The sequence below is a fragment of the Mesorhizobium tianshanense genome (assembly GCF_007830515.1).
Classification (GTDB): Bacteria; Pseudomonadota; Alphaproteobacteria; order Rhizobiales; family Rhizobiaceae; genus Mesorhizobium; species Mesorhizobium tianshanense.
On record NZ_VLKT01000006.1, the window covers coordinates 160455 to 181673 of the forward strand.

At 62.7% G+C, this 21219-nt stretch carries 21 protein-coding genes; 4 read left to right on the forward strand and 17 right to left on the reverse strand.

Annotation, left to right across the window (positions count from 1 at the left end; translation table 11 throughout):
- Window positions 1-15: 15 nt before the first annotated feature.
- From ppaT to IQ26_RS06820, 7 genes are all read right to left on the reverse strand, one after another.
- The gene (gene ppaT, locus IQ26_RS06785; RefSeq protein WP_145715136.1) at window positions 16-1194 is read right to left on the reverse strand and encodes a pyridoxamine--pyruvate transaminase; all 1179 of its coding nucleotides are present in this window, start codon (window positions 1192-1194) and stop codon (window positions 16-18) included.
- Between the two features lie 245 nt (window positions 1195-1439).
- Window positions 1440-2267 carry an inositol monophosphatase family protein gene (locus IQ26_RS06795; protein ID WP_145715152.1) on the reverse strand — a complete coding sequence of 276 codons (828 nt, stop codon included), beginning with the start codon at window positions 2265-2267 and terminating at the stop codon, window positions 1440-1442.
- A complete protein-coding gene (gene ttcA, locus IQ26_RS06800; RefSeq protein ID WP_145715154.1) occupies window positions 2257-3150 on the reverse strand; it encodes a tRNA 2-thiocytidine(32) synthetase TtcA in 894 nt (297 codons plus the stop codon). The genes IQ26_RS06795 and ttcA overlap by 11 nt, the downstream gene beginning before the upstream one ends.
- A gap of 210 nt (window positions 3151-3360) precedes the next feature.
- Entirely contained in the window at window positions 3361-3978 is a 618-nt protein-coding gene (gene rpsD / locus IQ26_RS06805; protein WP_029353615.1) for a 30S ribosomal protein S4, read from the reverse strand.
- A 530-nt stretch (window positions 3979-4508) separates the two neighbouring features.
- The gene (locus tag IQ26_RS06810) at window positions 4509-4697 is read right to left on the reverse strand and encodes a DUF3008 family protein (protein WP_023717374.1); all 189 of its coding nucleotides are present in this window, start codon (window positions 4695-4697) and stop codon (window positions 4509-4511) included.
- A 60-nt stretch (window positions 4698-4757) separates the two neighbouring features.
- Window positions 4758-5570 (reverse strand): glutamate racemase, encoded by an 813-nt coding sequence (gene murI, locus IQ26_RS06815; protein WP_145715156.1) that lies wholly within the window; start codon window positions 5568-5570, stop codon window positions 4758-4760.
- Window positions 5571-5723: 153 nt separating this feature from the next.
- A complete protein-coding gene (locus IQ26_RS06820; protein ID WP_145715158.1) occupies window positions 5724-6563 on the reverse strand; it encodes an RNA methyltransferase in 840 nt (279 codons plus the stop codon).
- A 218-nt stretch (window positions 6564-6781) separates the two neighbouring features.
- Here IQ26_RS06820 and IQ26_RS06825 point away from each other — a divergent pair, with 218 nt between their 5' ends.
- Together IQ26_RS06825 and IQ26_RS06830 are read left to right on the forward strand one after the other, a co-directional pair.
- On the forward strand, window positions 6782-7993 hold the full coding sequence (locus IQ26_RS06825; protein ID WP_145715160.1) for an NADP-dependent isocitrate dehydrogenase: 1212 nt from the start codon (window positions 6782-6784) through the stop codon (window positions 7991-7993).
- Between the two features lie 30 nt (window positions 7994-8023).
- Window positions 8024-8650: a glutathione S-transferase family protein gene (locus tag IQ26_RS06830; RefSeq protein WP_145715162.1), complete on the forward strand. Its 627-nt coding sequence runs from the start codon at window positions 8024-8026 to the stop codon at window positions 8648-8650.
- A gap of 57 nt (window positions 8651-8707) precedes the next feature.
- Here IQ26_RS06830 and alaS read toward each other — a convergent pair whose 3' ends face one another.
- Both alaS and recA read right to left on the reverse strand, forming a co-directional pair.
- Window positions 8708-11374 carry an alanine--tRNA ligase gene (gene alaS / locus IQ26_RS06835; RefSeq protein WP_145715165.1) on the reverse strand — a complete coding sequence of 889 codons (2667 nt, stop codon included), beginning with the start codon at window positions 11372-11374 and terminating at the stop codon, window positions 8708-8710.
- Between the two features lie 255 nt (window positions 11375-11629).
- The gene (gene recA / locus IQ26_RS06840) at window positions 11630-12727 is read right to left on the reverse strand and encodes a recombinase RecA (protein WP_145715166.1); all 1098 of its coding nucleotides are present in this window, start codon (window positions 12725-12727) and stop codon (window positions 11630-11632) included.
- Window positions 12728-13003: 276 nt separating this feature from the next.
- On the opposite strand from recA, the gene IQ26_RS06845 reads away from it, so the two are divergent.
- Window positions 13004-13936, forward strand: a complete 933-nt coding sequence (locus tag IQ26_RS06845; RefSeq protein ID WP_145715168.1) for a PfkB family carbohydrate kinase — start codon at window positions 13004-13006, stop codon at window positions 13934-13936.
- A 25-nt stretch (window positions 13937-13961) separates the two neighbouring features.
- Here IQ26_RS06845 and IQ26_RS06850 read toward each other — a convergent pair whose 3' ends face one another.
- On the reverse strand, window positions 13962-14285 hold the full coding sequence (locus IQ26_RS06850; RefSeq protein ID WP_145715170.1) for a TfoX/Sxy family protein: 324 nt from the start codon (window positions 14283-14285) through the stop codon (window positions 13962-13964).
- Window positions 14286-14377: 92 nt separating this feature from the next.
- On the opposite strand from IQ26_RS06850, the gene IQ26_RS06855 reads away from it, so the two are divergent.
- Window positions 14378-14875 carry a GFA family protein gene (locus IQ26_RS06855; RefSeq protein ID WP_145715172.1) on the forward strand — a complete coding sequence of 166 codons (498 nt, stop codon included), beginning with the start codon at window positions 14378-14380 and terminating at the stop codon, window positions 14873-14875.
- 3 nt (window positions 14876-14878) lie between these two features.
- Here the strand turns inward: IQ26_RS06855 and IQ26_RS06860 are convergent, their stop codons facing one another.
- The 7 genes from IQ26_RS06860 to sufB all read right to left on the reverse strand — a co-directional run bounded on the left by IQ26_RS06860 (window position 14879) and on the right by sufB (window position 21186).
- Entirely contained in the window at window positions 14879-15283 is a 405-nt protein-coding gene (locus IQ26_RS06860) for a GNAT family N-acetyltransferase (RefSeq protein ID WP_145715230.1), read from the reverse strand.
- A 128-nt stretch (window positions 15284-15411) separates the two neighbouring features.
- A complete protein-coding gene (gene sufA, locus IQ26_RS06865) occupies window positions 15412-15792 on the reverse strand; it encodes a Fe-S cluster assembly scaffold SufA (RefSeq protein ID WP_145715174.1) in 381 nt (126 codons plus the stop codon).
- Between the two features lie 90 nt (window positions 15793-15882).
- Window positions 15883-16275, reverse strand: coding sequence for an SUF system Fe-S cluster assembly protein (locus tag IQ26_RS06870; protein WP_145715176.1), 393 nt, complete (start codon window positions 16273-16275; stop codon window positions 15883-15885).
- Window positions 16276-16280: 5 nt separating this feature from the next.
- Window positions 16281-17522 (reverse strand): cysteine desulfurase, encoded by a 1242-nt coding sequence (locus IQ26_RS06875; RefSeq protein WP_145715178.1) that lies wholly within the window; start codon window positions 17520-17522, stop codon window positions 16281-16283.
- Between the two features lie 49 nt (window positions 17523-17571).
- Entirely contained in the window at window positions 17572-18840 is a 1269-nt protein-coding gene (sufD, locus tag IQ26_RS06880) for a Fe-S cluster assembly protein SufD (protein ID WP_145715180.1), read from the reverse strand.
- Between the two features lie 43 nt (window positions 18841-18883).
- Window positions 18884-19639, reverse strand: a complete 756-nt coding sequence (gene sufC, locus IQ26_RS06885) for a Fe-S cluster assembly ATPase SufC (protein WP_145715182.1) — start codon at window positions 19637-19639, stop codon at window positions 18884-18886.
- Window positions 19640-19668: 29 nt separating this feature from the next.
- A complete protein-coding gene (gene sufB / locus IQ26_RS06890) occupies window positions 19669-21186 on the reverse strand; it encodes a Fe-S cluster assembly protein SufB (RefSeq protein WP_145715184.1) in 1518 nt (505 codons plus the stop codon).
- Between the last annotated feature and the right edge of the window lie 33 nt (window positions 21187-21219).

A 21219-nucleotide genomic window follows, 5' to 3' on the forward strand; every position in this document is an offset into this window, starting at 1 on the left:
TGCCGTGAAATCATCTCAATCGTCGGCGTCGATAACGGCCAGCGCCGCGTCGATGCCTTTGCCGACCGCGAGCTTCTGGCCCAAAGCATTCATCGCGCCGCCAAGTGCCGTCAGCGCCGCGATCGCATAGATCGGCTGGGCGGTCGGCCCCATATGGCCGATGCGTGTCAGCTTGCCCAATGTTTCGCCGCGCCCAGACGAAAACACCACGCCGTAGCGGACGCGCGCGGCCTGGCGAAGCGCCTTCTCGTCGATGCCTGCGGGCGTCCGCACGGCGGTCGTGGTCGGCGACGCGATGGTGTCGCTGGCGGCCCAGATCGACAGGCCCATGGCGGCGACGCCCGCGCGCATGGCCCTGGCGGTGAGCGCGTGGCGCGCCCACACCGCCTCCGCCCCCTCGTTGAGGTAGAGGTCGAGCGCGACGTCGAGCCCGTTCATTTCCGCGACGGACGGCGTGAACGGAAACTGCTGGTCCTTCGACCATGCATGTTCCCAGTCGACGATGCTGAGCATCGACGCGCGTGGCGCTGCCTCGTTGGCCTTCATCTTGCCCCAGGCCCGCTCGCTGACGCCCATCATGGTGAGGCCGGGAGGCGCGCCCAGGCATTTGTTCGGGCCGGTGACGTAGATATCGGCCTTGCAGTCCTGCGGATGCGTTTTCATGCCGCCGAAGGACGAAACGGCATCGACGATCAGATAGGCGCCATGCGCCGAAACCAGCGCGCCGATGGCGTCGATCGGGTTGATGGTGCCCGACGGCGTGTCGTGGTGGCAGACGGAGACGATGGTGATTTCCGGATGCGCTTTCAGCATCTCCGCAACCGCCTGCGGGTCGATCGCCTCATTGTAGGGCACCTCGATTTCGAGCAGATGCGTCGAATAGCGCTTCGCCCAATAGCCAAACCCCTTGCCATAGACTCCGGAAGCAAGGTTGAGCACGACGTCGTCGGGCGTGATCAGGGAGGCTGCTGCGGCCTCCAGGCCAAGAACCGGCTCGCCATGAAGAATGACCGGCTTGTTCGACAGCTGCATCGCCTTCTGCGCCTTATCGACAACACCCTCGTAGAAGAGCTGGAACGCTGGGTCGTAGTCGTAGAGCACGGTGCGACCGAGGCCGCGCAGCACGTCGGGATAGGCGTTCACCGGCCCCGCGGTCAGCGTGATGACCGGTTCGGCATGTTCGAGATAGCGCATGATCTTGTTCTCCGCATTGGCGGCGGTCAGCCGTAGAATTGCGTGCCGGTCCTGTAGGTTTTGAAGTTCTCCATGTCGTGCGAATACATCAGCTCGGCGCCATGGTCCTCGGCGAGCTTCTTCACCTTGCGCATCGAATTGACGCCCGCCACCGGGTCGATGTGGAAGGCCGCCTGGCACAGCGTTTCAACTCGCGCCAGCCGAGATCGGCCGATCGGGCGTGGCCCGGATCGATCCCGACCTGCCTATTCCGCCCAGAGTTCGCGGCGCAGTTCGCGCCAGCTTTCCTTGTCAGGTGCGACCAGCAGGCCACCTCCGACGTGCGAAGGCAGATAGGCGCTGCCGTCGAAATGCGCGGCGTAACCGCCGGCCTCGGCGTGGATCAGTACGCCCGCCAGATGATCCCACGGCATCAGCTTGTTGTAGACGACGAAATGAGCGTGGCCACTCGCCAGCAGACGGTATTCGTGAGCCGCGCAGCGATAGCCGAATTGCGACAGGGATTTCGTCTGGTTGCGCGCCAGCCGCGACCGTTCCGGCTCGGGCATGTATTGCCAGGAAACCGCGCCGGTCATTTCCGACATCGGCACGGGCTCGGCGACATGCACCTTCTCCAGAGTGCCATGCGCATGCCGTATGTGGCTGCCAGCACCCTTGGCGCCGATCAGCCAGTCCTTGCCGACGGGGTCGTGAATGATGCCGGCGACGGTCTCGCCCTTCACCACGACGCCGAGCATGACGCCGAACAGCGGCACGCCGGAGGCGAAGTTGAAGGTGCCGTCGACCGGATCGACGACGAAGCCGAGGTCGGTGTCGCCGAGACCCTGGAGCAGCGTCGGATCGTCGGAACAAGCCTCCTCGCCGACGATCATCGCCTGGGGGTAGCGCTCACGCAGCCTGACGGTGATCAGCCGCTCGGCATTGACGTCGGCCTCCGTCACCAGGTCGGCCGCCGAGGTCTTCTGGCGAACCTCGCCTTCATCAAGCCGGCGAAAGCGCGGCATGATCTCGGCAATGGCGGCGTCGGACAGAAGGTTGGCAAGCCAGTCGATCTCGGTTTCGTCAAATGTCATCGGGAATGTCTTGCCTTGTGGTGAGGGACTCGTTGAGGGCGGCGAAATCGAACAGCTTTCTGTCGAGCAGGTGCGAGGGCCGCACATTGGTCATGGCGTGGATCATCGTATCCTTGCGGCCGGGCATGCGCTTTTCCAAGTCGTCGAGCATCGCCTTCATCGCATTGCGCTGCAGGCCATCCTGGCTGCCGCACAGATGGCACGGGATGATCGGGAACTTCATGGCGCCGGCGAATCTTTCGAGATCGGCCTCGGCGCAATAGGCGAGCGGCCGCAGCACCATGACGTCGCCGTCGTCGTTGAGCAGTTTTGGCGGCATGGCGGCGAGGCGACCGCCGTGGAACAGGTTCATGAAGAAGGTTTCCAGTATGTCCTCGCGGTGGTGACCGAGCACCAAAGCCGAGCAGCCCTCCTCCCGGGCGATGCGGTAGAGATGGCCGCGCCGCAGCCGCGAGCACAGCGAACAGTAGGTGCTGCTCTCGGGAAGCTTGTCGGTGACCACCGAATAGGTATCCTGATATTCGATACGGTATGGAATGGCGTGGCTATCGAGATAGTCGGGCAGAATGTGTTTCGGAAAATTCGGCTGGCCCTGGTCGAGATTGCAGGCCAACAGCTCGACCGGCAGCAGCCCGCGCCATTTCAGGTCGAGCAGCAAAGCGAGCAGGCCATAGGAATCCTTGCCGCCCGACAAGGCGACGAGCCAGCGATCGCCGGGCCTCACCATCGAAAAATCGTCGAGCGCCTGACGGGCGAGGCGCAGTAGCCGCTTGCGCAACTTGTTGAACTCGACGGAGGACGGCACATCGGCAAACAGCGGATGAAAGCCGCCTGCGGCATCGGCGATCGGTTCAAGTGTTTCGGCGTTCGGCAGCATATTCATAGCGCGTCGGCCCCAAAGTCCTTGTTGCCGCCCCGGATTAGCGCATCGGCACGAAAATCGAAATCGATTTTCGACAGCACGGTGCGCAAGCAGAAAGAACTAGAGCGTACCTTGTGCGTCCGAGCGGAGGCACGTCGCTCTAGCGTAGCAGACAAAGAAAAGGCCGCCTCGATGAGCGGCCTTCGATGGTATCGCGAACGACGTGTTCGATCAGCGCGAATAGAATTCGACGACCAGGTTCGGTTCCATCTGCACGGCGAAGGGAACATCCGACAGGCCGGGGATGCGTCCGAAGGTCGCGGTCATCTTGTTATGGTCGACCTCGATGTAATCAGGCACGTCGCGCTCGGCCAGGCCTACCGATTCCAGGACGATCACCAGCTGCTTCGACTTTTCGCGCACTTCGATGACGTCGCCCGGCTTGCAGCGGTATGAGCCGATGTTGACGCGCTTGCCGTTGACGTTGATGTGGCCGTGGTTGACGAACTGGCGAGCGGCAAAAATGGTCGGCACGAATTTGGCGCGGTAGACGACCGCGTCGAGACGCGATTCGAGCAGGCCGATCAGATTCTCCGAGGTGTCGCCCTTGCGGCGGTCCGCCTCTTCATAGACCTTGCGGAACTGCTTTTCCGAAACGTCGCCGTAGTGACCCTTCAGCTTCTGCTTGGCACGCAGCTGCAGGCCGAAATCGGAAAGCTTGCCCTTGCGGCGCTGGCCGTGCTGGCCGGGACCGTATTCGCGTTTGTTGACCGGGGATTTCGGGCGGCCCCAGATGTTTTCGCCGAGACGGCGGTCGATCTTGTATTTCGCGGATTCGCGCTTGCTCATCGCATTCCCTTTCAAAACAACACACCCGGAACCTCATGGTCCGGTGAAGGAAACGCGCCCTCCTCTGGCCCCCGTTTTCGAGACCTGACAGGGTTTTCCCACGCAACGCGGCGGAAAACCCACGGGACACGTCATTCTAGACAAGACCTGAGACGGATAGATCGGCTTCCCAAACGTCTTGCGCACATAAAGAAACCACCGGGCGTTGCGGCCCGGTGTTGGTGGGCTGATTAAACGGAGATCGAACCGGTGTCAAGCTTGCGGCCGGCGCTGTTCATGGCAGGCGGATACGGGCGCGGCGTTCAGGAAGAAGATGGTGTGGGGCGTGGTCATCGCAAGGCCATACACCACAAGGCACGACGCTGCAGCGAGGCTTGGGTAGCGCTGGCTGCGGCTCGCTGAGGGACCGCTTCGACGCTTCCATTCAAAGCCCCGCGGTTTCGGCCGCGGGCTTATGTTTGACCGCTGGCCGGTCGCGTGGGAACCGAAACCGGCCCGCCCGGCGGGACGTGCCCGGTCGGAAGGGCGGACTAGTGTTTCGATTTCTTCTCGGGCAAGCCCTTGCGCTTGGTCTCGGCGAATTCCTCGAGCTGCTTTTCGCTCATGGATTTGTACATCCCCTTCGATGCGCCTTTGAGCTCGCTCTTCTTTGTCTCGCCACGCTTGGCGGACAATGCCGCGCCGGCGGCTTTCTGCTGGGCCTTTGATGTGGCTGGCATGATCGCTTCTCCCGTTTGCAATAGGAGGAAACGTATCGGTCGGGATGATGTTCCTAAATATCAGGAAATCGCCAGGCCAAATCCCTGCATCAGGCGGCGAGTCGGGAAATCAACCCGCTTTGAGGTGAAGACAGCAAGATCAGCGCCTTCCGACAACGCCTCGCCGCGATTCTTTGGTTCGATGTCCGCAAGCAGCGAGAGCGCCCGTCGCGCGATCGCTTCGGCGGGGTCGAGCCAATCGACCGGCCAGGGTGCTGTCTTGCGCATGCGGTTGGCCAGAAAAGGATAGTGAGTGCAGGCAAGCACGACGATGTCGGTCCTCAGCTCATCATGTTCAACGAAGCATGGTGCGATCTCGGCGCGCACGGCCTCTTCGTCGACAAAGCCCTCACGCATATAGACCTCGGCCAGCCCGGCCAGATTGTCGCTGCCGACCAGACGGACGTGGCATTTCCGAGCCCATTTGCCGATCAGGTCGCGCGTATACTGGCGCTTGACGGTGCCGGGCGTCGCCAGCACCGAAACCAGCCCGGAGCGCGTGCGTTCCGCCGCCGGCTTGATCGCCGGCACCGTGCCGACGAAAGGATGACCGGGAAACCTTTCGCGCAATGCATCGATGACCAGCGTCGAGGCGGTGTTGCAGGCGATGACCGAAATGGCCGGTGAAAACCGGTCGAGCAATTTGCCGAACAGCTCCAGTATATGTGCCCTCAGCGCCGGCTCCTCCCAAGCGCCATAGGGGAAAGCCGCGTCGTCGGCGACATAGACGAAGCGGCGATCGGGCATCAGCACGCGCGCTTCGCGCAGCACCGTTAACCCGCCGATGCCGGAATCGAACATCAGGATCGGGCGGGCATTTGAGGGGTCGGTCATCGTCATTGATTATGAGAGAAGGCTGGGGACCACGAGAGGAGGCTGGCTGAAGCTTTGACCAATGATGCTGGAGCCATCATGGTCTTGAAGCGACAAGGATGGTCACTCATGCGAAATAACATTCGGTTACTGGTGATTGCGTGACGATTGGTCCTAGTCTTTGTCTGTCGCCTTGCCGGCGCGCGCGGCCGCTGCCGGGAGCCGCCTTGGATCATCGCCCGGCGACCCGTCGCCGCGCGGCATGGCCGGCGAAAACCTGTCCAGCGACGATATGATACCGCGCAGCACCTTGAGCTCCGGCTCGGCGAAGCCGGCGCGCGTCAGCACCGCGCGCAGATTGTCGACCATCTTCGGCTTCTTCGGCGCCGGGCGGAAATAGCCGCGTGCCTCGAGCGCGCCTTCCAGATACGCGAACAGGCCGTGCAATTGCTCCTTGGTCGCCGGCATCATGTCAGGGCTGGAAAAATTGGTTTTCGTCTCATCTTCCAAGCCCGACTTCATCCATTCATAGGACATCAGCAGGGCCGCCTGGGCGATGTTGAGCGAAGAGAAGGCGGGATCGACCGGGAAGGTGACGATCTCGTCAGCCAGGCCGACCTCGTCATTGTAGAGTCCGAACCGCTCGCGGCCGAAGAGGATGCCGGTGCGCTGTCCGGATCGTTGGCGCGCCCTCAACGCCCTGCCCGCCTCGACCGGTCCGCGCACCGGCTTGAAATTATCGCGCGCGCGCGCGGTGGTGGCGAAGACGAAGTTCAGGTCGGCGATCGCCGAGGCCAGATCGTCGAATACTCTGGCGGCATCGACGACGTGATCGGCGCGGCTCGCGGCGGCGCGCGCCTTCTCGCTCGGCCAGCCGTCGCGCGGATTGACGAGGCGCAGCTCGGCAAGGCCAAAATTCGCCATGGCACGCGCGACCATGCCGATGTTCTCACCAAGCTGCGGCTCGACCAGGATGATCGCCGGGGCGGGAAGGATGTCGTTGCTGGCTTGCATGATGTCAATGAACTGCTGTTTGCGGCATTTCAGCGTCCCCTGCCATATCCGGCCGCGAAAATGAAGCTTTCGCAGGGAATACCCGATGCCACGGTCGAGCCCGCCAGCGTGGATCGCTGTTTGCGCGGCCAAAAATGCTTTGATATACGGGCCGCATCCCCGGCCGAAAGCCATGCGGGCAAGGCCGTTCCGATCCCCAACAATGAGGCATTCTTTCCATGGCGAAGATCAAGGTGGCGAACCCGGTCGTCGAACTCGACGGCGACGAGATGACCCGCATCATCTGGCAGTTCATCAAGGACAAGCTGATCCACCCCTATCTCGACCTCAAGCTTGAATATTACGACCTCGGCGTCGAGCACCGCGACGCCACCAACGACCAGGTGACCGTCGATTCGGCCAATGCCATCAAGAAGTACGGCGTCGGCGTTAAATGCGCGACGATCACGCCCGACGAACAGCGCGTCGAGGAATTCAAGCTGAAGAAGATGTGGAAGTCGCCGAACGGCACGATCCGCAACATCCTCGGCGGCACCATCTTCCGCGAGCCGATCATCATGAAGAACGTGCCGCGGCTGGTGCCCGGCTGGACCAAGCCGATCATCGTCGGCCGTCACGCCTTCGGCGACCAGTACCGCGCCACCGACTTCCGCTTTCCCGGCAAGGGCAAGCTGACGATCAAGTTTGTCGGCGAGGACGGCACGGTGATCGAGCACGACGTCTACGATGCGCCGGGCGCCGGCGTCGCCATGGCCATGTACAATCTCGACGAGTCGATCCGCGAATTCGCCCGCGCCTCGCTGAACTACGGCCTGCTGCGCAATTACCCGGTCTACCTCTCGACCAAGAACACCATCCTCAAGGCCTATGACGGCCGCTTCAAGGACATTTTCCAGGAAGTCTACGAGGCGGAATTCGAAGCCGAGTTCAAATCCAAAAAGCTTTGGTACGAGCACCGGCTGATCGACGACATGGTCGCCTCCAGCCTGAAATGGTCGGGCGGCTATGTCTGGGCCTGCAAGAACTATGACGGCGACGTGCAGTCCGACACCGTGGCGCAAGGTTTCGGATCGCTCGGCCTGATGACCTCGGTGCTGATGACGCCGGACGGCAAGACGGTGGAGGCGGAAGCCGCGCATGGCACCGTCACCCGCCACTATCGCCAGCATCAGAAGGGTGAGGAAACCTCGACCAATTCGATCGCGTCGATCTTCGCCTGGACGCGCGGCCTGGCGCACCGCGCCAAGCTCGACGACAACGCCGAGCTGAAGCGCTTTGCCGAGACGCTGGAAAAGGTCTGCATCCAGACTGTCGAGGCCGGCTTCATGACCAAGGACCTGTCGCTGCTTATCGGCCCCGACCAGCCATGGCTCTCGACCACCGGCTTCCTCGACAAGATCGACGAGAATCTGCAGAAGGCGATGGCCTGAGCATACGAGTGGAATGATCAGGCGAGCGGCATGAGCAAGCCCGTCGTCTATGGGGCGGACTACAGCGTCTATGTGCGCATCGTCCGCCTCGTGCTCGAGGAAAAGGGCGTCGACTACGAACTTGTGCCGGTCGACATCTTTGCGGCGGACGGCATTCCGGCCTGGTATTTCGACCATCACCCGTTCGGCCGCATCCCGGCCTTCGAGCATGACGGGTTTCGCCTCTACGAGACCAGTTCAATTGCCAGATATGTCGACGAGGCTTTCGGCGGACCTGCGTTGCAGCCCGTCAAAGCCCGGCCTCGTGCAACCATGAACCAGATCATCGGCATGCTCGACGCCTATGGCTATCAGGCGATGGTCTGGGATGTCGCTGTCGAGCGGCTGGAGAAAGAAGCGCCCGACGAGGCGCTGATCGCCGCCGAACTTGGCCAGGCGGCCACGGTGCTTCGCGTGATGACCTCGCTGAAAGCCGCCGGACCGTGGCTGCTGGGCGAGCAACTGACACTCGCCGACCTGCATGCAGCACCGATCATCGGCTATTTTCTCAAGGTCGCAGAGGGGCAGAAGCTGCTGGCAGAATTTCCCGGTATTCGGGATTGGTGGGAACGCATCGCTGCGCGCCCGAGCTTTGCCAACACCGAAAAATCCGGGTGACAAGCCTCTGAGAGGCCGAGAGCCTTCGTCAAATTCTCCCAGATCCTTATTATCCGATCACGCGGCCTCCAGCGCCGCCTTCACCGCAGCGATCGCGTCCTCGGCCTTCGAGGCATCCGGGCCGCCGGCCTGGGCCATGTCGGGGCGGCCGCCGCCGCCCTGCCCGCCCAATGCCGCGGACGCCACGCGGACCAGATCGACGGCGCTGAAGCGGCCGGTCAGGTCGTCAGTGACGCCGACCACGACGCTCGCCTTGTTGTCCTCAGCCGTGCCAACGAAGACGACGACGCCGGAGCCCAGCGACTTCTTGCCGGCATCGGCCAACGGCTTCAAATCCTTTGGCGCCACGCCCGATACCGCCTTGCCGAGGAAGCCGACACCGGCAATGGTCTCGTTTTCGGTCGGCACACCGGCTGGCGAACGGTCGCCCAGCGCCAGCTTCTTGCGCGCTTCGGTCAGCTCCTTCTCGAGCTTCTTGCGCTCGTCGAGCAGCGCCTCGACGCGAGCCGGCACGTCGGCCGGCGAAATCTTCAGCGTGGCAGCGACCGCCTTCAGCCGCTTGTCCTGCTCGTCGAGATGCTTTCTGGCCGCCTCTCCGGTCAGCGCCTCGATGCGGCGTACGCCGGCGGCGACGGCGCCCTCCGACACCAACCGGACCAGGCCGATATCGCCGGTGGCGCCGACGTGGGTGCCGCCGCACAGCTCGACCGAATAGGGCTTGCCGGCCTTGTCGCCGGCGATCCCGGTGCCCATCGACACGACGCGAACCTCGTCGCCATACTTTTCGCCGAACAGCGCCATGGCGCCCTCGGCGATCGCGTCGTCGACGCTCATCAGCCGCGTCGTCACCGGGCCGTTCTGCACGACGACCTCGTTGGCCATCGCCTCGACGCGTTCCAGCTCCTCGGCTGAAATCGGCTTCGGGTGGGAAAAGTCGAAGCGCAGCCGTTCCGGCGCGACCAGCGAGCCCTTCTGCGCGACATGGGTGCCGAGCACCTCGCGCAGCGCCTCGTGGACAAGGTGGGTCGCCGAATGATTGGAGCGCAGCCGCGTGCGCCTGATATGGTCGACCTTCAATTCGACCGCTTCACCCGTCTTGACGGTGCCGTTGGTGACCTTGCCGAAATGCACGAACAGGCCGTCGCCCTTCTTCTGCGTGTCGGTGACCTCGATCGCAAAGCCCTCGCCCGTAATCACGCCTGTGTCGCCCATCTGGCCGCCGGACTCGCCATAGAATGGCGTCTGGTTGACGACAACGCCTATCGTATCGCCGGCAACGGCGCTCTCCACCGCAACGCCATCCCTGACCAGCGCCTGGACGATGCCTTCTGCCTGCTCGGTGTCGTAGCCCAGGAATTCGGTTGCGCCCGCCTTCTCGCGGACAGCGAACCAGACGGTCTCCGTGGCCGCATCGCCGGAACCGGCCCAGCTCTTCCGCGCCTCGGCCTTCTGCCGCTCCATCGCTGCATTGAAGCCGTCGAGGTCGACCGAAACGCCGCGCTGGCGCAAGGCATCCTGGGTGAGATCGAGCGGGAAGCCATAGGTGTCATAGAGCTTGAACGCCGTCTCGCCGTCGAGCCGGTCGCCGCTGCCGAGCGTCTCGGTTGCGTCGGCGAGCAGGCCGAGGCCGCGCGCCAGCGTCTTGCGGAAGCGCGTTTCCTCGAGCTTCAGCGTCTCTGATATCAGCGGCTGGCCGCGCACCAGTTCGGGATAGGCCTGGCCCATCTCGCGCACCAGCGCCGGCACCAGCCGCCACATCAGCGGATCGCGGGCGCCCAAAAGCTGTGCATGACGCATGGCGCGACGCATGATGCGGCGCAGCACATAGCCGCGGCCTTCGTTCGACGGCAGCACGCCATCGGCGATGAGGAAGCTCGAGGCGCGCAGGTGATCGGCAATGACGCGATGGCTTGCCCGGTTCTTGCCTTCCGCCTTGACGCCGGTCGCCTCTTCCGAGGCACGGATCAGCGCCTTGAACAGGTCGATGTCGTAATTGTCGTGCTCGCCCTGCAGGACAGCGGCGATGCGCTCCAGCCCCATGCCGGTATCGATCGACGGGCGCGGCAGTTCGACCCGCTCCGCCTTCGTCACCTGCTCGAACTGCATGAACACGAGGTTCCAGATCTCGATGAAGCGGTCACCGTCCTCGTCCGGGCTGCCGGGCGGGCCGCCCGGAATGTCGTCGCCATGGTCGTAGAAGATTTCCGAGCACGGGCCGCAGGGGCCGGTATCGCCCATCGCCCAGAAATTGTCGCTGGTGGCGATGCGGATGATCCTGTCCTCCGGCAATCCGGCGATCTTCTTCCAGAAGCCCGCGGCCGCGTCGTCGGTATGGTAGACGGTCACCAGAAGCCTATCCTTGGCGATGCCGAATTCGCGGGTGATCAGGTTCCAGGCAAGCTCGATGGCGCGCTCCTTGAAATAATCGCCGAACGAGAAATTGCCGAGCATCTCGAAGAAGGTGTGGTGACGGGCGGTGTAGCCGACATTGTCGAGGTCGTTGTGCTTGCCACCGGCGCGTACGCATTTCTGCGAGGTCGTGGCGCGCGAATAGGGACGGCTTTCCAAGCCGGTGAAGACGTTCTTGAACTGCACCATACCGGCGTTGGTGAACATCAGCGTCGGGTCGTTGCGCGGCACCAGCGGGCTCGAGGCGACGACCTCGTGACCCTCTTTGCGAAAATAGTCGAGAAATGCCGACCGGATCTCGTTCACGCCACTCATGAATACTGCCTTTTCGAGAGAACCGCCGATTGCCGGCGGAAAATAGCCATGGCCTTTTAGCCGTCGCACCGCACCCTGTCCAGAAACACGGATTGCTCCAAACCGTAGCCTTTGCCGGCTGTCCAGGGCGGCCAGAGTCACCGCCAAAAAAGCAAACCGCCGGCCCAAGGCCGGCGGCATGAACACATCGATTACACCAACTCAATTCAGGATACGCGAATTCAAACAGGTACTCCGGCTGGCACAGCCTGCATCCTACATCGCGCCCGCTTCGTCCTCGAAACCGTCATCGCTGCTCTCGGCGCCGCCATCCTCGAGGAATTTCTCCGCGATCAGCCCGGCATTCTGCCTCAGCGCCAGCTCGATCTCGCGCGCCGTGTCGGGATTGTCGCGCAGGAACAGCTTGGCGTTCTCGCGGCCCTGGCCGAGACGCTGCGAATTGTAGGAGAACCAGGCGCCCGACTTTTCGACCACGCCGGCCTTGACGCCGAGGTCGACCAGTTCGCCGGTCTTGGACACGCCTTCGCCATACATGATGTCGAACTCCACCACCTTGAAGGGCGGCGCCAGCTTGTTCTTGACCACCTTGACGCGGGTCTGGTTGCCGACGACCTCGTCGCGGTCCTTGACCGAGCCGATGCGGCGAATGTCGAGGCGCACCGAGGCATAGAATTTCAGCGCGTTGCCGCCGGTCGTGGTCTCGGGCGAACCGAACATGACACCGATCTTCATGCGGATCTGGTTGATGAAGATGACCATGGTGTTGGAGCGCGAGATCGAGGCGGTCAGTTTGCGCAGCGCCTGGCTCATCAGGCGGGCCTGCAGGCCAGGCAGCGAATCACCCATTTCGCCCTCGATTTCGGCACGCGGCGTCAGCGCCGCGACCGAATCGACCACCAGCACGTCGATGGCGCCGGAGCGCACCAGCGTGTCGCAGATCTCCAGCGCCTGCTCGCCGGTATCGGGCTGCGAGATCAGGAGGTTTTCGAGATCGACGCCGAGCTTGCGGGCATAGACCGGGTCGAGCGCGTGCTCGGCATCGACGAAGGCGCAGATGCCGCCCTTCTTCTGAGCTTCGGCCACCGTGTGCAGCGCCAGCGTCGTCTTGCCCGAGCTTTCAGGCCCGTAGATCTCGACGATGCGGCCGCGCGGCAGGCCGCCGACGCCAAGCGCGATGTCGAGGCCAAGCGAACCGGTCGGCACCGTTTCGATCTCGACGACCTGCTCGTTTGCGCCGAGCCGCATGATCGAGCCCTTGCCGAAAGCACGCTCGATTTGCGACAGCGCCGCATCCAGAGCCTTTGATTTGTCCACTGCCTTGTCCTCTACAAGCCGCAAAGAATTCTGAGCCATGATACATCACCCCTTGGTCGTCAATGAAGGCCGGACAATCCGTAATCCTTGCTAATTTGTACCTTATTTGTTCTCGTTTGGAAAGAGACATCAAATATCTGAAAAACAAACAATATCCGGATTTGTTCTTTTTTTGTTTCGTGTTTTCGGCTCCGGATGTATCCCGCTTCCCGCGCAGGATCGTGCTGCGATCTTCCGAATCGCGTCTTCGGTTGCCGGGTCCCGCCGGACAACCTAGTCTCCACCCGGGCAATCAGCAAAGGTCATCTCGCCGGCATGATGAAGTCGCCGACAATCCTGGCCGCAGGCGGCGCCTATATAGACCGGCGCGGCCAGGTTTCGGGCGCCTTTGCTCCGGCCGCGTCAAATCCCGGCACGATGCGCGAGGATGTCGGCGGCGCCGTCTTCAATGCCTTGCGCAGTGCGGTACGCCGCGGCGTCTCCGGCTCGCTGCTTTCGGTGCGCGGCGGCGATGTCCTGGCTGACAGGGTCGCGCGCGCCATCGCTTCCGCCGGCATTGCCGATCTGTCCGCGGTGTTCCTCGATCGCACGACGCCGAGCAACACAGTGCTGGTCGACCGCGACGGCGCGCTGATCGTCGGCCTTGCCGACATGGCGCTCTACGAACTGGCGCTTCCCAAGCAGATCCGCCGCGCCAAGGTGCGCGAGGCGATCGGCATTGCCGATGCGGTCCTGTGCGACGCCAACCTGCCGTCGGCGGCACTTGAGCGGCTGCTGGCGCTTGCCGCCGGCAAGCCGGTCTTCGCCCTCGCCATATCGCCGCCCAAGGTGGCGGGGCTCGCTCCGGTGCTCGGCAGTCTGGCGCTGCTCTTCATGAACCGAGGCGATGCCATCGCACTCACCGGTGCCGATATCGGCGCTGCGGAGCAAGACATTGTCGACGGCCTGAGGCGCGCGGGCCTCAAAAGCGGCGTGGTGACGGCGGATGACGGTGCGGTGCTGGGTTTCGACGAAGCCGGCGCCTTCTCGATCCTGCCGCCAGGAAAGGTCGCGGACGGCGCTGCCGATGCGCTGGCGGGCGCAACGGTCGCCGCCCGGCTGCGCGGCCTGACGCTGCGGGCGGCGCTGCGCGAAGGCGTTGCCGCGGCAATGCTCGCCATCGAAAGTGCCGAATTTGCACCGGCCTTTACGGCGGCGAGTTTTGCCGAGGCGCTGGCCCTTATACCCGAGCCGCAGGACGTGGCATGAGGTGATGATGACCGGCGGAGACAGCCTATTTGCCGGCCCGCAGCCCCGCCTCATAGGCCCGGCGTGCCCAGATCGCCATCTCATCCGGATCGTCGAAAGCGCTGTCGGGAATGCTCCAATACGGCATGGACACCAGCTTGCCGTGCCTCGAGCCGGTATAGGTCCACTGCGTGCAGCCGGCTTCCGCGAAATCGGCCATGCTTTCCGCGTCGGCCTTCAGCAAAAGCTCGCCGCGAAGCACGATCGCCACGATGACGCCGTCGAAATAGATGCCCTTGCCGCCGAACAGCTTGCGGATACTGACCGGGCCGAGGCCTTCAAAAAGTTCGGCGATGCGTTCATTGTCCATGTCGCGATCATGGCATCAGGATTTCCCCTTGTCATCGCCGCAACCAAAACCATGCTGACAGGTTGAAAAGCCAAATTCGACGGAGTTTTTTCATGCCGCTTCTGCTCAAAGGGTCCTGCCGGTGCAATGCTGTCCGCTTCGAAGTGGAAAGCCACACGCCGGTGCCGTTCATGCTGTGCTACTGCTCGATCTGCCGCAAGCAGCAGGGCGGCGGTGGCTTCGCCATCAATCTCGGCGCCGATTTCGATACGCTGAAAATCAGGGGCAAGCGCAATCTTGGCGTCTACCAGGCCGAGATCGAGGACGACGAGCATCCGCAATGCGAGATATCGTCAGGCGAGCGCAATTTCTGCCGGAAATGCGGATCGGCGCTCTGGCTCTACGATCCGACCTGGCCGGAGCTGGTCCATCCCTTCGCCTCGGCGATCGACAGCGACCTGCCGAAACCGCCGGAGAAAGTGCATCTGATGCTGAAATACAAGGCGAACTGGGTCGAGCCCGCGATCGGCGAGGACGACAAGGTCTTCGATGTCTATCCCGAAGAATCGATCGCCGAGTGGCACAAGCGGACGGAGATGTGGGTGGCCTAGAATTCAGCCCTCGTCGGCAAATGCCGCAAGCGCCTCGCCGCTCAGCCGGTAGAAGAGCTTCTCCCGTTGAACGGTCCCGCCAATGTCATCGTAGAAGGCGAGCAAGCGATTGTTTTCGCGATCGGCAGTCCAGTCGAGGCGCTTGTGGCCGCGCTGAAGAGCCATGCGTGCCAGTTCCCGCATCAGCAGCCTCCCCGCGCCAGTGCCGCGAAACGCTTGCGAGACAAACAGTTCCTTGAGGAAGATGCCGGCCTTCAGGCTAGGACCGGGATAGATCGTGGCGAAAATGGCAAAGCCGATGATGCGATCAGTCTCGGCAACGAGGATCTCGACACCCGAGGGCAAGCTGGCGAGATCGGAAAGGATCGTCCCAAGCGAGGGACACGGCACCTGATAATGCCGCTGCATCTCCTCGAAGAGTTGTGCCAAGGCGGCATTGTCAGCGTGAATCTGCTGGCGGACGGCTATCAATGCGATCACTTGCGACTGTCGGCGCCAATGCAGGAAACGGGACGAACCTCGATGTCAGGCCGCGCTCAGGCTGAAGCACGCGCCTCCGCCAAGGCCTTGAGGTCGGCTGGCTTCAACTCGACCGATTCGCCGCAGCCGCAGGCCGAACTCTGGTTGGGGTTGCGGAAGGTGAAGCCGGTGCGCAGCGTCGTCTGCTCGAAATCCATCTCGGTGCCGAACAGGAAGAGTGCGGCCTCGGGCGCGACATAGACATGGGCGCCGTCGCGCTCGACATGGTCGTCCTTGATGTTGGGTTCGGTCACCAGGTCGACCGTATATTCCATGCCGGCGCAGCCGCCCTTCTTGATGCCAAGGCGAATGCCATGCGCATTCTCACGGGTTGCGACGATCTCGCGTACCCGGTCGGCAGCCTTTTCGGTCATCGTGATGACGGCGAAGCGTCCCATCTTTTCTTTCTCCATTCTCTGCAGGTTCAAGGCCTGCCGAATGATTCTTCACCTAAAATGGTGAAGTTTTCTGCCTGGCGCAAGTGCGCCTCAATACCACCCCACCGCGACCTGCGCCTCTTCCGACATGCGGTCGGGCGACCACGGCGGATCGAAGGTCATGTTGACCTCGACGCCGGAAACGCCTTCGACGGCGCCCACGGCATTCTCCACCCAGCCCGGCATTTCGCCGGCCACCGGACAGCCGGGCGCGGTCAGCGTCATGTCGATCTTGACCGAGCGGTCGTCCTCGATGTCGATCTTGTAGACGAGGCCAAGCTCATAGATGTCGGCCGGGATTTCCGGGTCGTAAACCGTCTTCAGCGCCGAGACGATGTCGTCGGTCAGCCGCGCGAGTTCATCGGCGGGAATGGCCGAGGCGGAAACCACCTCGTCGGTAGCCGTTTCCGGAGTGGTCTCAGCGGTATGGCTGGCATCGTCCATGATCGTCACCCGAAGAACTTTCGCGCTTTTTCCAGCGCATCGGCCAAAGCGTCGACTTCGGCCCTGGTATTATACATGCCGAACGATGCCCTGCATGTGGACGTTACGCCGAAGCGTTTCAACAACGGCTGGGCGCAATGGGTGCCGGCGCGTACGGCAACGCCTTGCCGGTCGATCACCATCGAGACGTCATGGGCATGAATGCCCTGCAATTCGAAGGAGATTATGGCGCCCTTGCCGGGCGCATCGCCGAAGATGCGCAGCGAGTTGATGGCCCTAAGCCGCTCATGGGCATAGTCCTTCAGATCGGCCTCGTGAGCGGCAATGCGCTCGCGGCCGATCTTTTCCATGTATTCGAGTGCTGCACCCAGCCCGATCGCCTGCACGATCGGCGGCGTGCCGGCCTCGAAACGATGCGGCGGCTCGTTGTAGGTGACGATGCCCTCCGTCACCTCCTCGATCATTTCGCCGCCGCCCATGAACGGGCGCATGCCCGCGAGAATGTCCTTCTTGCCATAGAGCACGCCGATGCCTGAAGGACCGTAGACCTTGTGGCCGGTGAAGACGAAGAAATCACAGTCGAGATCCTGCACGTCGATCGGCATATGCACGGCGCTCTGGCTGCCGTCGACCAGCACGGGAATGTTTCTCGCATGCGCGATGCGCACGATCTCCTTGATCGGCGTCACCGTGCCCAGCGCGTTCGACATGTGCGTGATGGCGACAAGCTTCGTCCGGTCGGTCAGTCGCTTCTCGAACTCTTCGATATGAAAGACGCCGAGATCGTCGACCGGCACCCAGACCAGCCTGGTGCCTTGCCGCTCACGGATGAAATGCCACGGCACGATGTTGGAATGGTGCTCCATGATCGACAGAACGATCTCGTCGCCCTCGCCGATATTGGGCATGCCGAAGCCATAGGCGACGGTGTTGATCGCCGCTGTGGTGTTCGAGGTGAAGACGATGTTGTCGGTGCTCGGCGCATTGAGGAACCGGCGCACCGTCGCACGGGCCTTCTCATAGGCGTCGGTCGCAGCATTGGACAGGAAATGCAGCCCGCGATGGACGTTGGCGTATTCCTGGGAATAGGCGTGCTGGATGGTGTCGAGCACGACCTGCGGCTTCTGCGCCGAGGCGCCGTTGTCAAGATAGACCAGCGGCTTGCCGTAAACCTCTCGCGACAGGATCGGGAAGTCGCGGCGGATCGCCTCGACGTCGTAGGGAATGTTTTCGACTTTCTGGTCCATTTCGAAGTCCTTGCTACGCCGCCGTTCCTTCCGACACCCCTCAACCTCCTTACCCGTGCGCCAGGAACCAGTCGTCGAGCCTTGCTTCCAGCGCCTCGACGATCGCCTCGTCGTCCAGTTCCTCGATCACTTCGGCGACAAAAGCCTTGACCAGGAACCCGCGCGCGGTCTTCTCGTCGATGCCGCGCGCCATCAGGTAGAACAGGTGGCTGTGGTCGATCTCGGTGACGGTCGCGCCATGGCCGCAGACGACGTCGTCCGCGAAGATTTCGAGCTCAGGCTTGGTCGAGAACTCGCCGTCATCCGACAGAAGCAGCGTGTTGCAGGCCATCTTGGCGTTGGTCTTCTGCGCATATTGGTGGACGTTGATGCGACCCTGGAAGACGCCGCGCGCCCTTCCGGTCACCACGTTGCGGATCACTTCCGTCGACGCCGTGTGCGGCACGGCATGGTCGAGCACCATGGTCACGTCGGTATGGGTGTCGCCGGCAAGCAGGTTGATGCCGCGCAGCGTGAAGTCGGCGCCTTCGCCGGTGGTCTTCACCACGATCTCCTGCCGCACCAGTTTGCCGCCGGCATTCATCACGAACAGCGTCAGTTTGGAATCCTTGCCGAGATGCGCCTTGAACTGGGCAAGATGCGTCGCCGTATCCGGCTGCTCCTGCACGATCAGCCACGTCACGTCGGCGCCCTCACCAAGCAGAAGCTGGCTGACCGAGCTGACCAATGCGGCGCCCTCGCCCGTCTGGCGCTCGACGATGACAGCCTTGGCGCCGGCACCGACCCGCGTCAAAAGCCGCACATGCGTCTGGCCGCCTGATTGCAGGTTCTGCAGCTCGATTGGTTTGTCCAGTTCGGTGCCGTCGGCGATGTCGACAAAATAGCCGTCGGCAACGAAAGCTGTGTTCAGCGCGCCGATGGCATCGTCGGCGCCATAGCGATCGAGCCCAGGCGCGATGCTGCCGTCGGTCAGCTTTTCCGACAGGCGCTGCACGGCGATGCCCTCGATATCGGGCGTTTTCGTGCTCGACACGCCGTTCAGGACCGGCAGGACGGCCGAACCTTCGACGATTGGCGCAATGGCGTTCGGGGCGGCTGCGGGATCGAAGTCCGGCACCGAAGTCAACAGTCGGCGCAGGTCGGTATAATGCCAGGACTCGATGCGCCGCGTCGGCAGGCCGCTCTTGATCGCCTCGATGGCGTCGTCGCGTTTCAGCATCACCGTGCCGTCGCCCGGCAGCAGCGACAGCCGGTCGCCGAAAGCGTCGATCAGCGCCGTTTCGGCCGGCGTTCGCTGGGGTGTGGTGTGTATATTCATCAGTTTCGCCTTATTTGGCTTGCCTTCTGGGCCTTCTGGCATCTCACGCGGCTTCGCCGATCACGCCGGCGTAGCCGTTGGCTTCGAGGTCGAGCGCCAGCGATTTGTCGCCGGACTTGACCACCTGGCCTCTGTAGAGCACGTGCACGCTATCCGGCACGATGTACTGAAGCAGGCGCTGGTAGTGGGTGATGATGACCATGGCGCGGTCTGGCGCGCGCAGCGCATTGACGCCTTCCGAGACGATCTTCAGCGCATCGATGTCGAGGCCGGAATCGGTCTCGTCGAGCACACACAGCTTCGGCTCCAGAAGCTTCATCTGCAGGATCTCGGCGCGCTTCTTCTCGCCGCCGGAGAAGCCGACGTTGAGCGGCCGTTTCAGCATGGCCATGTCCATGTTGAGCAAGGCGGCCGCGTCCTTCACGCGCTTCAGAAATTCCGGGATCTTCAGCGGTTCCTCGCCGCGCGCCTTGCGCTGCTCGTTCATCGCCACTTTCAGGAATTCCATCGTTGCCACGCCCGGTATCTCCATCGGATACTGGAAGGCGAGGAAGATGCCTGCTGCGGCGCGTTCGGCCGGATCCATTTCGAGGATCGACTGGCCGTTGTAGAGGATATCGCCCTCGGTGACCTCATAGTCCTCGCGCCCGGCGAGGATGTAGGACAGCGTCGACTTGCCCGAGCCGTTCGGGCCCATGATGGCGGCGACCTCGCCGGCTTTCACCGTCAGGTTCAGGCCGCGGATGATCTCGGTGCCGTCGTCGACGATACGGGCATGGAGGTTCTTGATCTCAAGCATTTTTTCTTTTCCTGAAAATTTTTGTCCGGTCAGCCGACCGAGCCCTCGAGGCTGATACCGATCAGCTTCTGCGCCTCGACCGCAAATTCCATCGGCAGTTGCTGGATGACGTCCTTGACGAAGCCGTTGACGATCAGCGCGATCGCCTCTTCTTCCGGAATGCCACGCTGCATGACGTAGAATTTCTGGTCCTCGGAAATCTTCGACGTCGTCGCCTCATGCTCGAACTGCGCCGTCGCGTTCTTGGCTTCCATGTAGGGCACGGTGTGCGCGCCGCACTGGTCGCCGATCAGCAGCGAGTCACAGTTGGTGAAGTTGCGGGCGTTGGTCGCCTTGCGGTGCGCCGAGACCTGGCCGCGATAGGTGTTCTGCGAGAAACCGGCGGCGATGCCCTTGGAGATGATGCGACTCGACGTGTTCTTGCCGAGATGGATCATCTTGGTGCCGCTGTCGACCTGCTGGTAGCCGTTCGACACGGCGATCGAATAGAACTCGCCGCTGGAATCGTCGCCGCGCAGAATGCAGCTCGGATATTTCCAGGTGATGGCCGAGCCGGTCTCGACCTGCGTCCACGAAATCTTCGAGCGGTCGCCGCGGCAGTCGCCGCGCTTGGTGACGAAGTTGTAGATGCCGCCCTTGCCTTCGGCGTCGCCGGGGTACCAGTTCTGCACCGTCGAATATTTGATCTCGGCATCGTCGAGCGCGACCAGCTCGACCACGGCGGCATGAAGCTGGTTCTCGTCGCGCTGCGGCGCCGTGCAGCCTTCGAGATAGGAGACGTAAGCACCCTCCTCGGCGATGATCAGCGTGCGCTCGAACTGGCCGGTGTTCTTCTCGTTCATGCGGAAATAGGTCGACAGTTCCATCGGGCAGCGCACGCCCTTGGGCACGAAGACGAAGGAGCCGTCGGTGAACACGGCGGAATTCAGCGTGGCGTAGAAATTGTCGGAGGTCGGCACGACCGAGCCGAGATATTTCTGCACCAGTTCCGGATGCTCGCGGATGGCTTCCGAAATCGAGCAGAAGATGACGCCGGCCTGCGCCAGCTCCTTCTTGAAAGTGGTGACGACGGAGACCGAATCGAACACCGCGTCGACGGCGACGCGGCCCGACTTGTAGACATTGTCGCTGGGTTCTTCGAGTTCCGAGACGTCGGTCTTCTGCACGCCGGCGAGGATTTCCTGTTCCCTCAGCGGGATGCCGAGCTTCTCATAGACCTTCAGCAACTCGGGATCGACGTCGCTCAGCGAGGTCGGTCCCGGCGTGCTCTTGGGCGCCGCGTAATAATAGATGTCCTGGAAATCGATCTTCGGATAGTGGACGCGCGCCCAGGTCGGCGCCTCCAGCGTCACCCAGCGCCGATAGGCTTCCAGACGCCATTCCAGCATCCAGGACGGCTCGTCCTTCTTCGCCGAAATGAAGCGTATAATGTCTTCGCTCAGGCCCTTCGGGGCCTTGTCCATCGCGATTTCGGTCTGGAATCCATATTTGTATTGGTCGACGTCGATCTTTCGAACCCGATCGATCGTGTCCTGCACAGCAGGCATAGGCGTTCTCCATCCACGCCGGGGTCAAGGCCC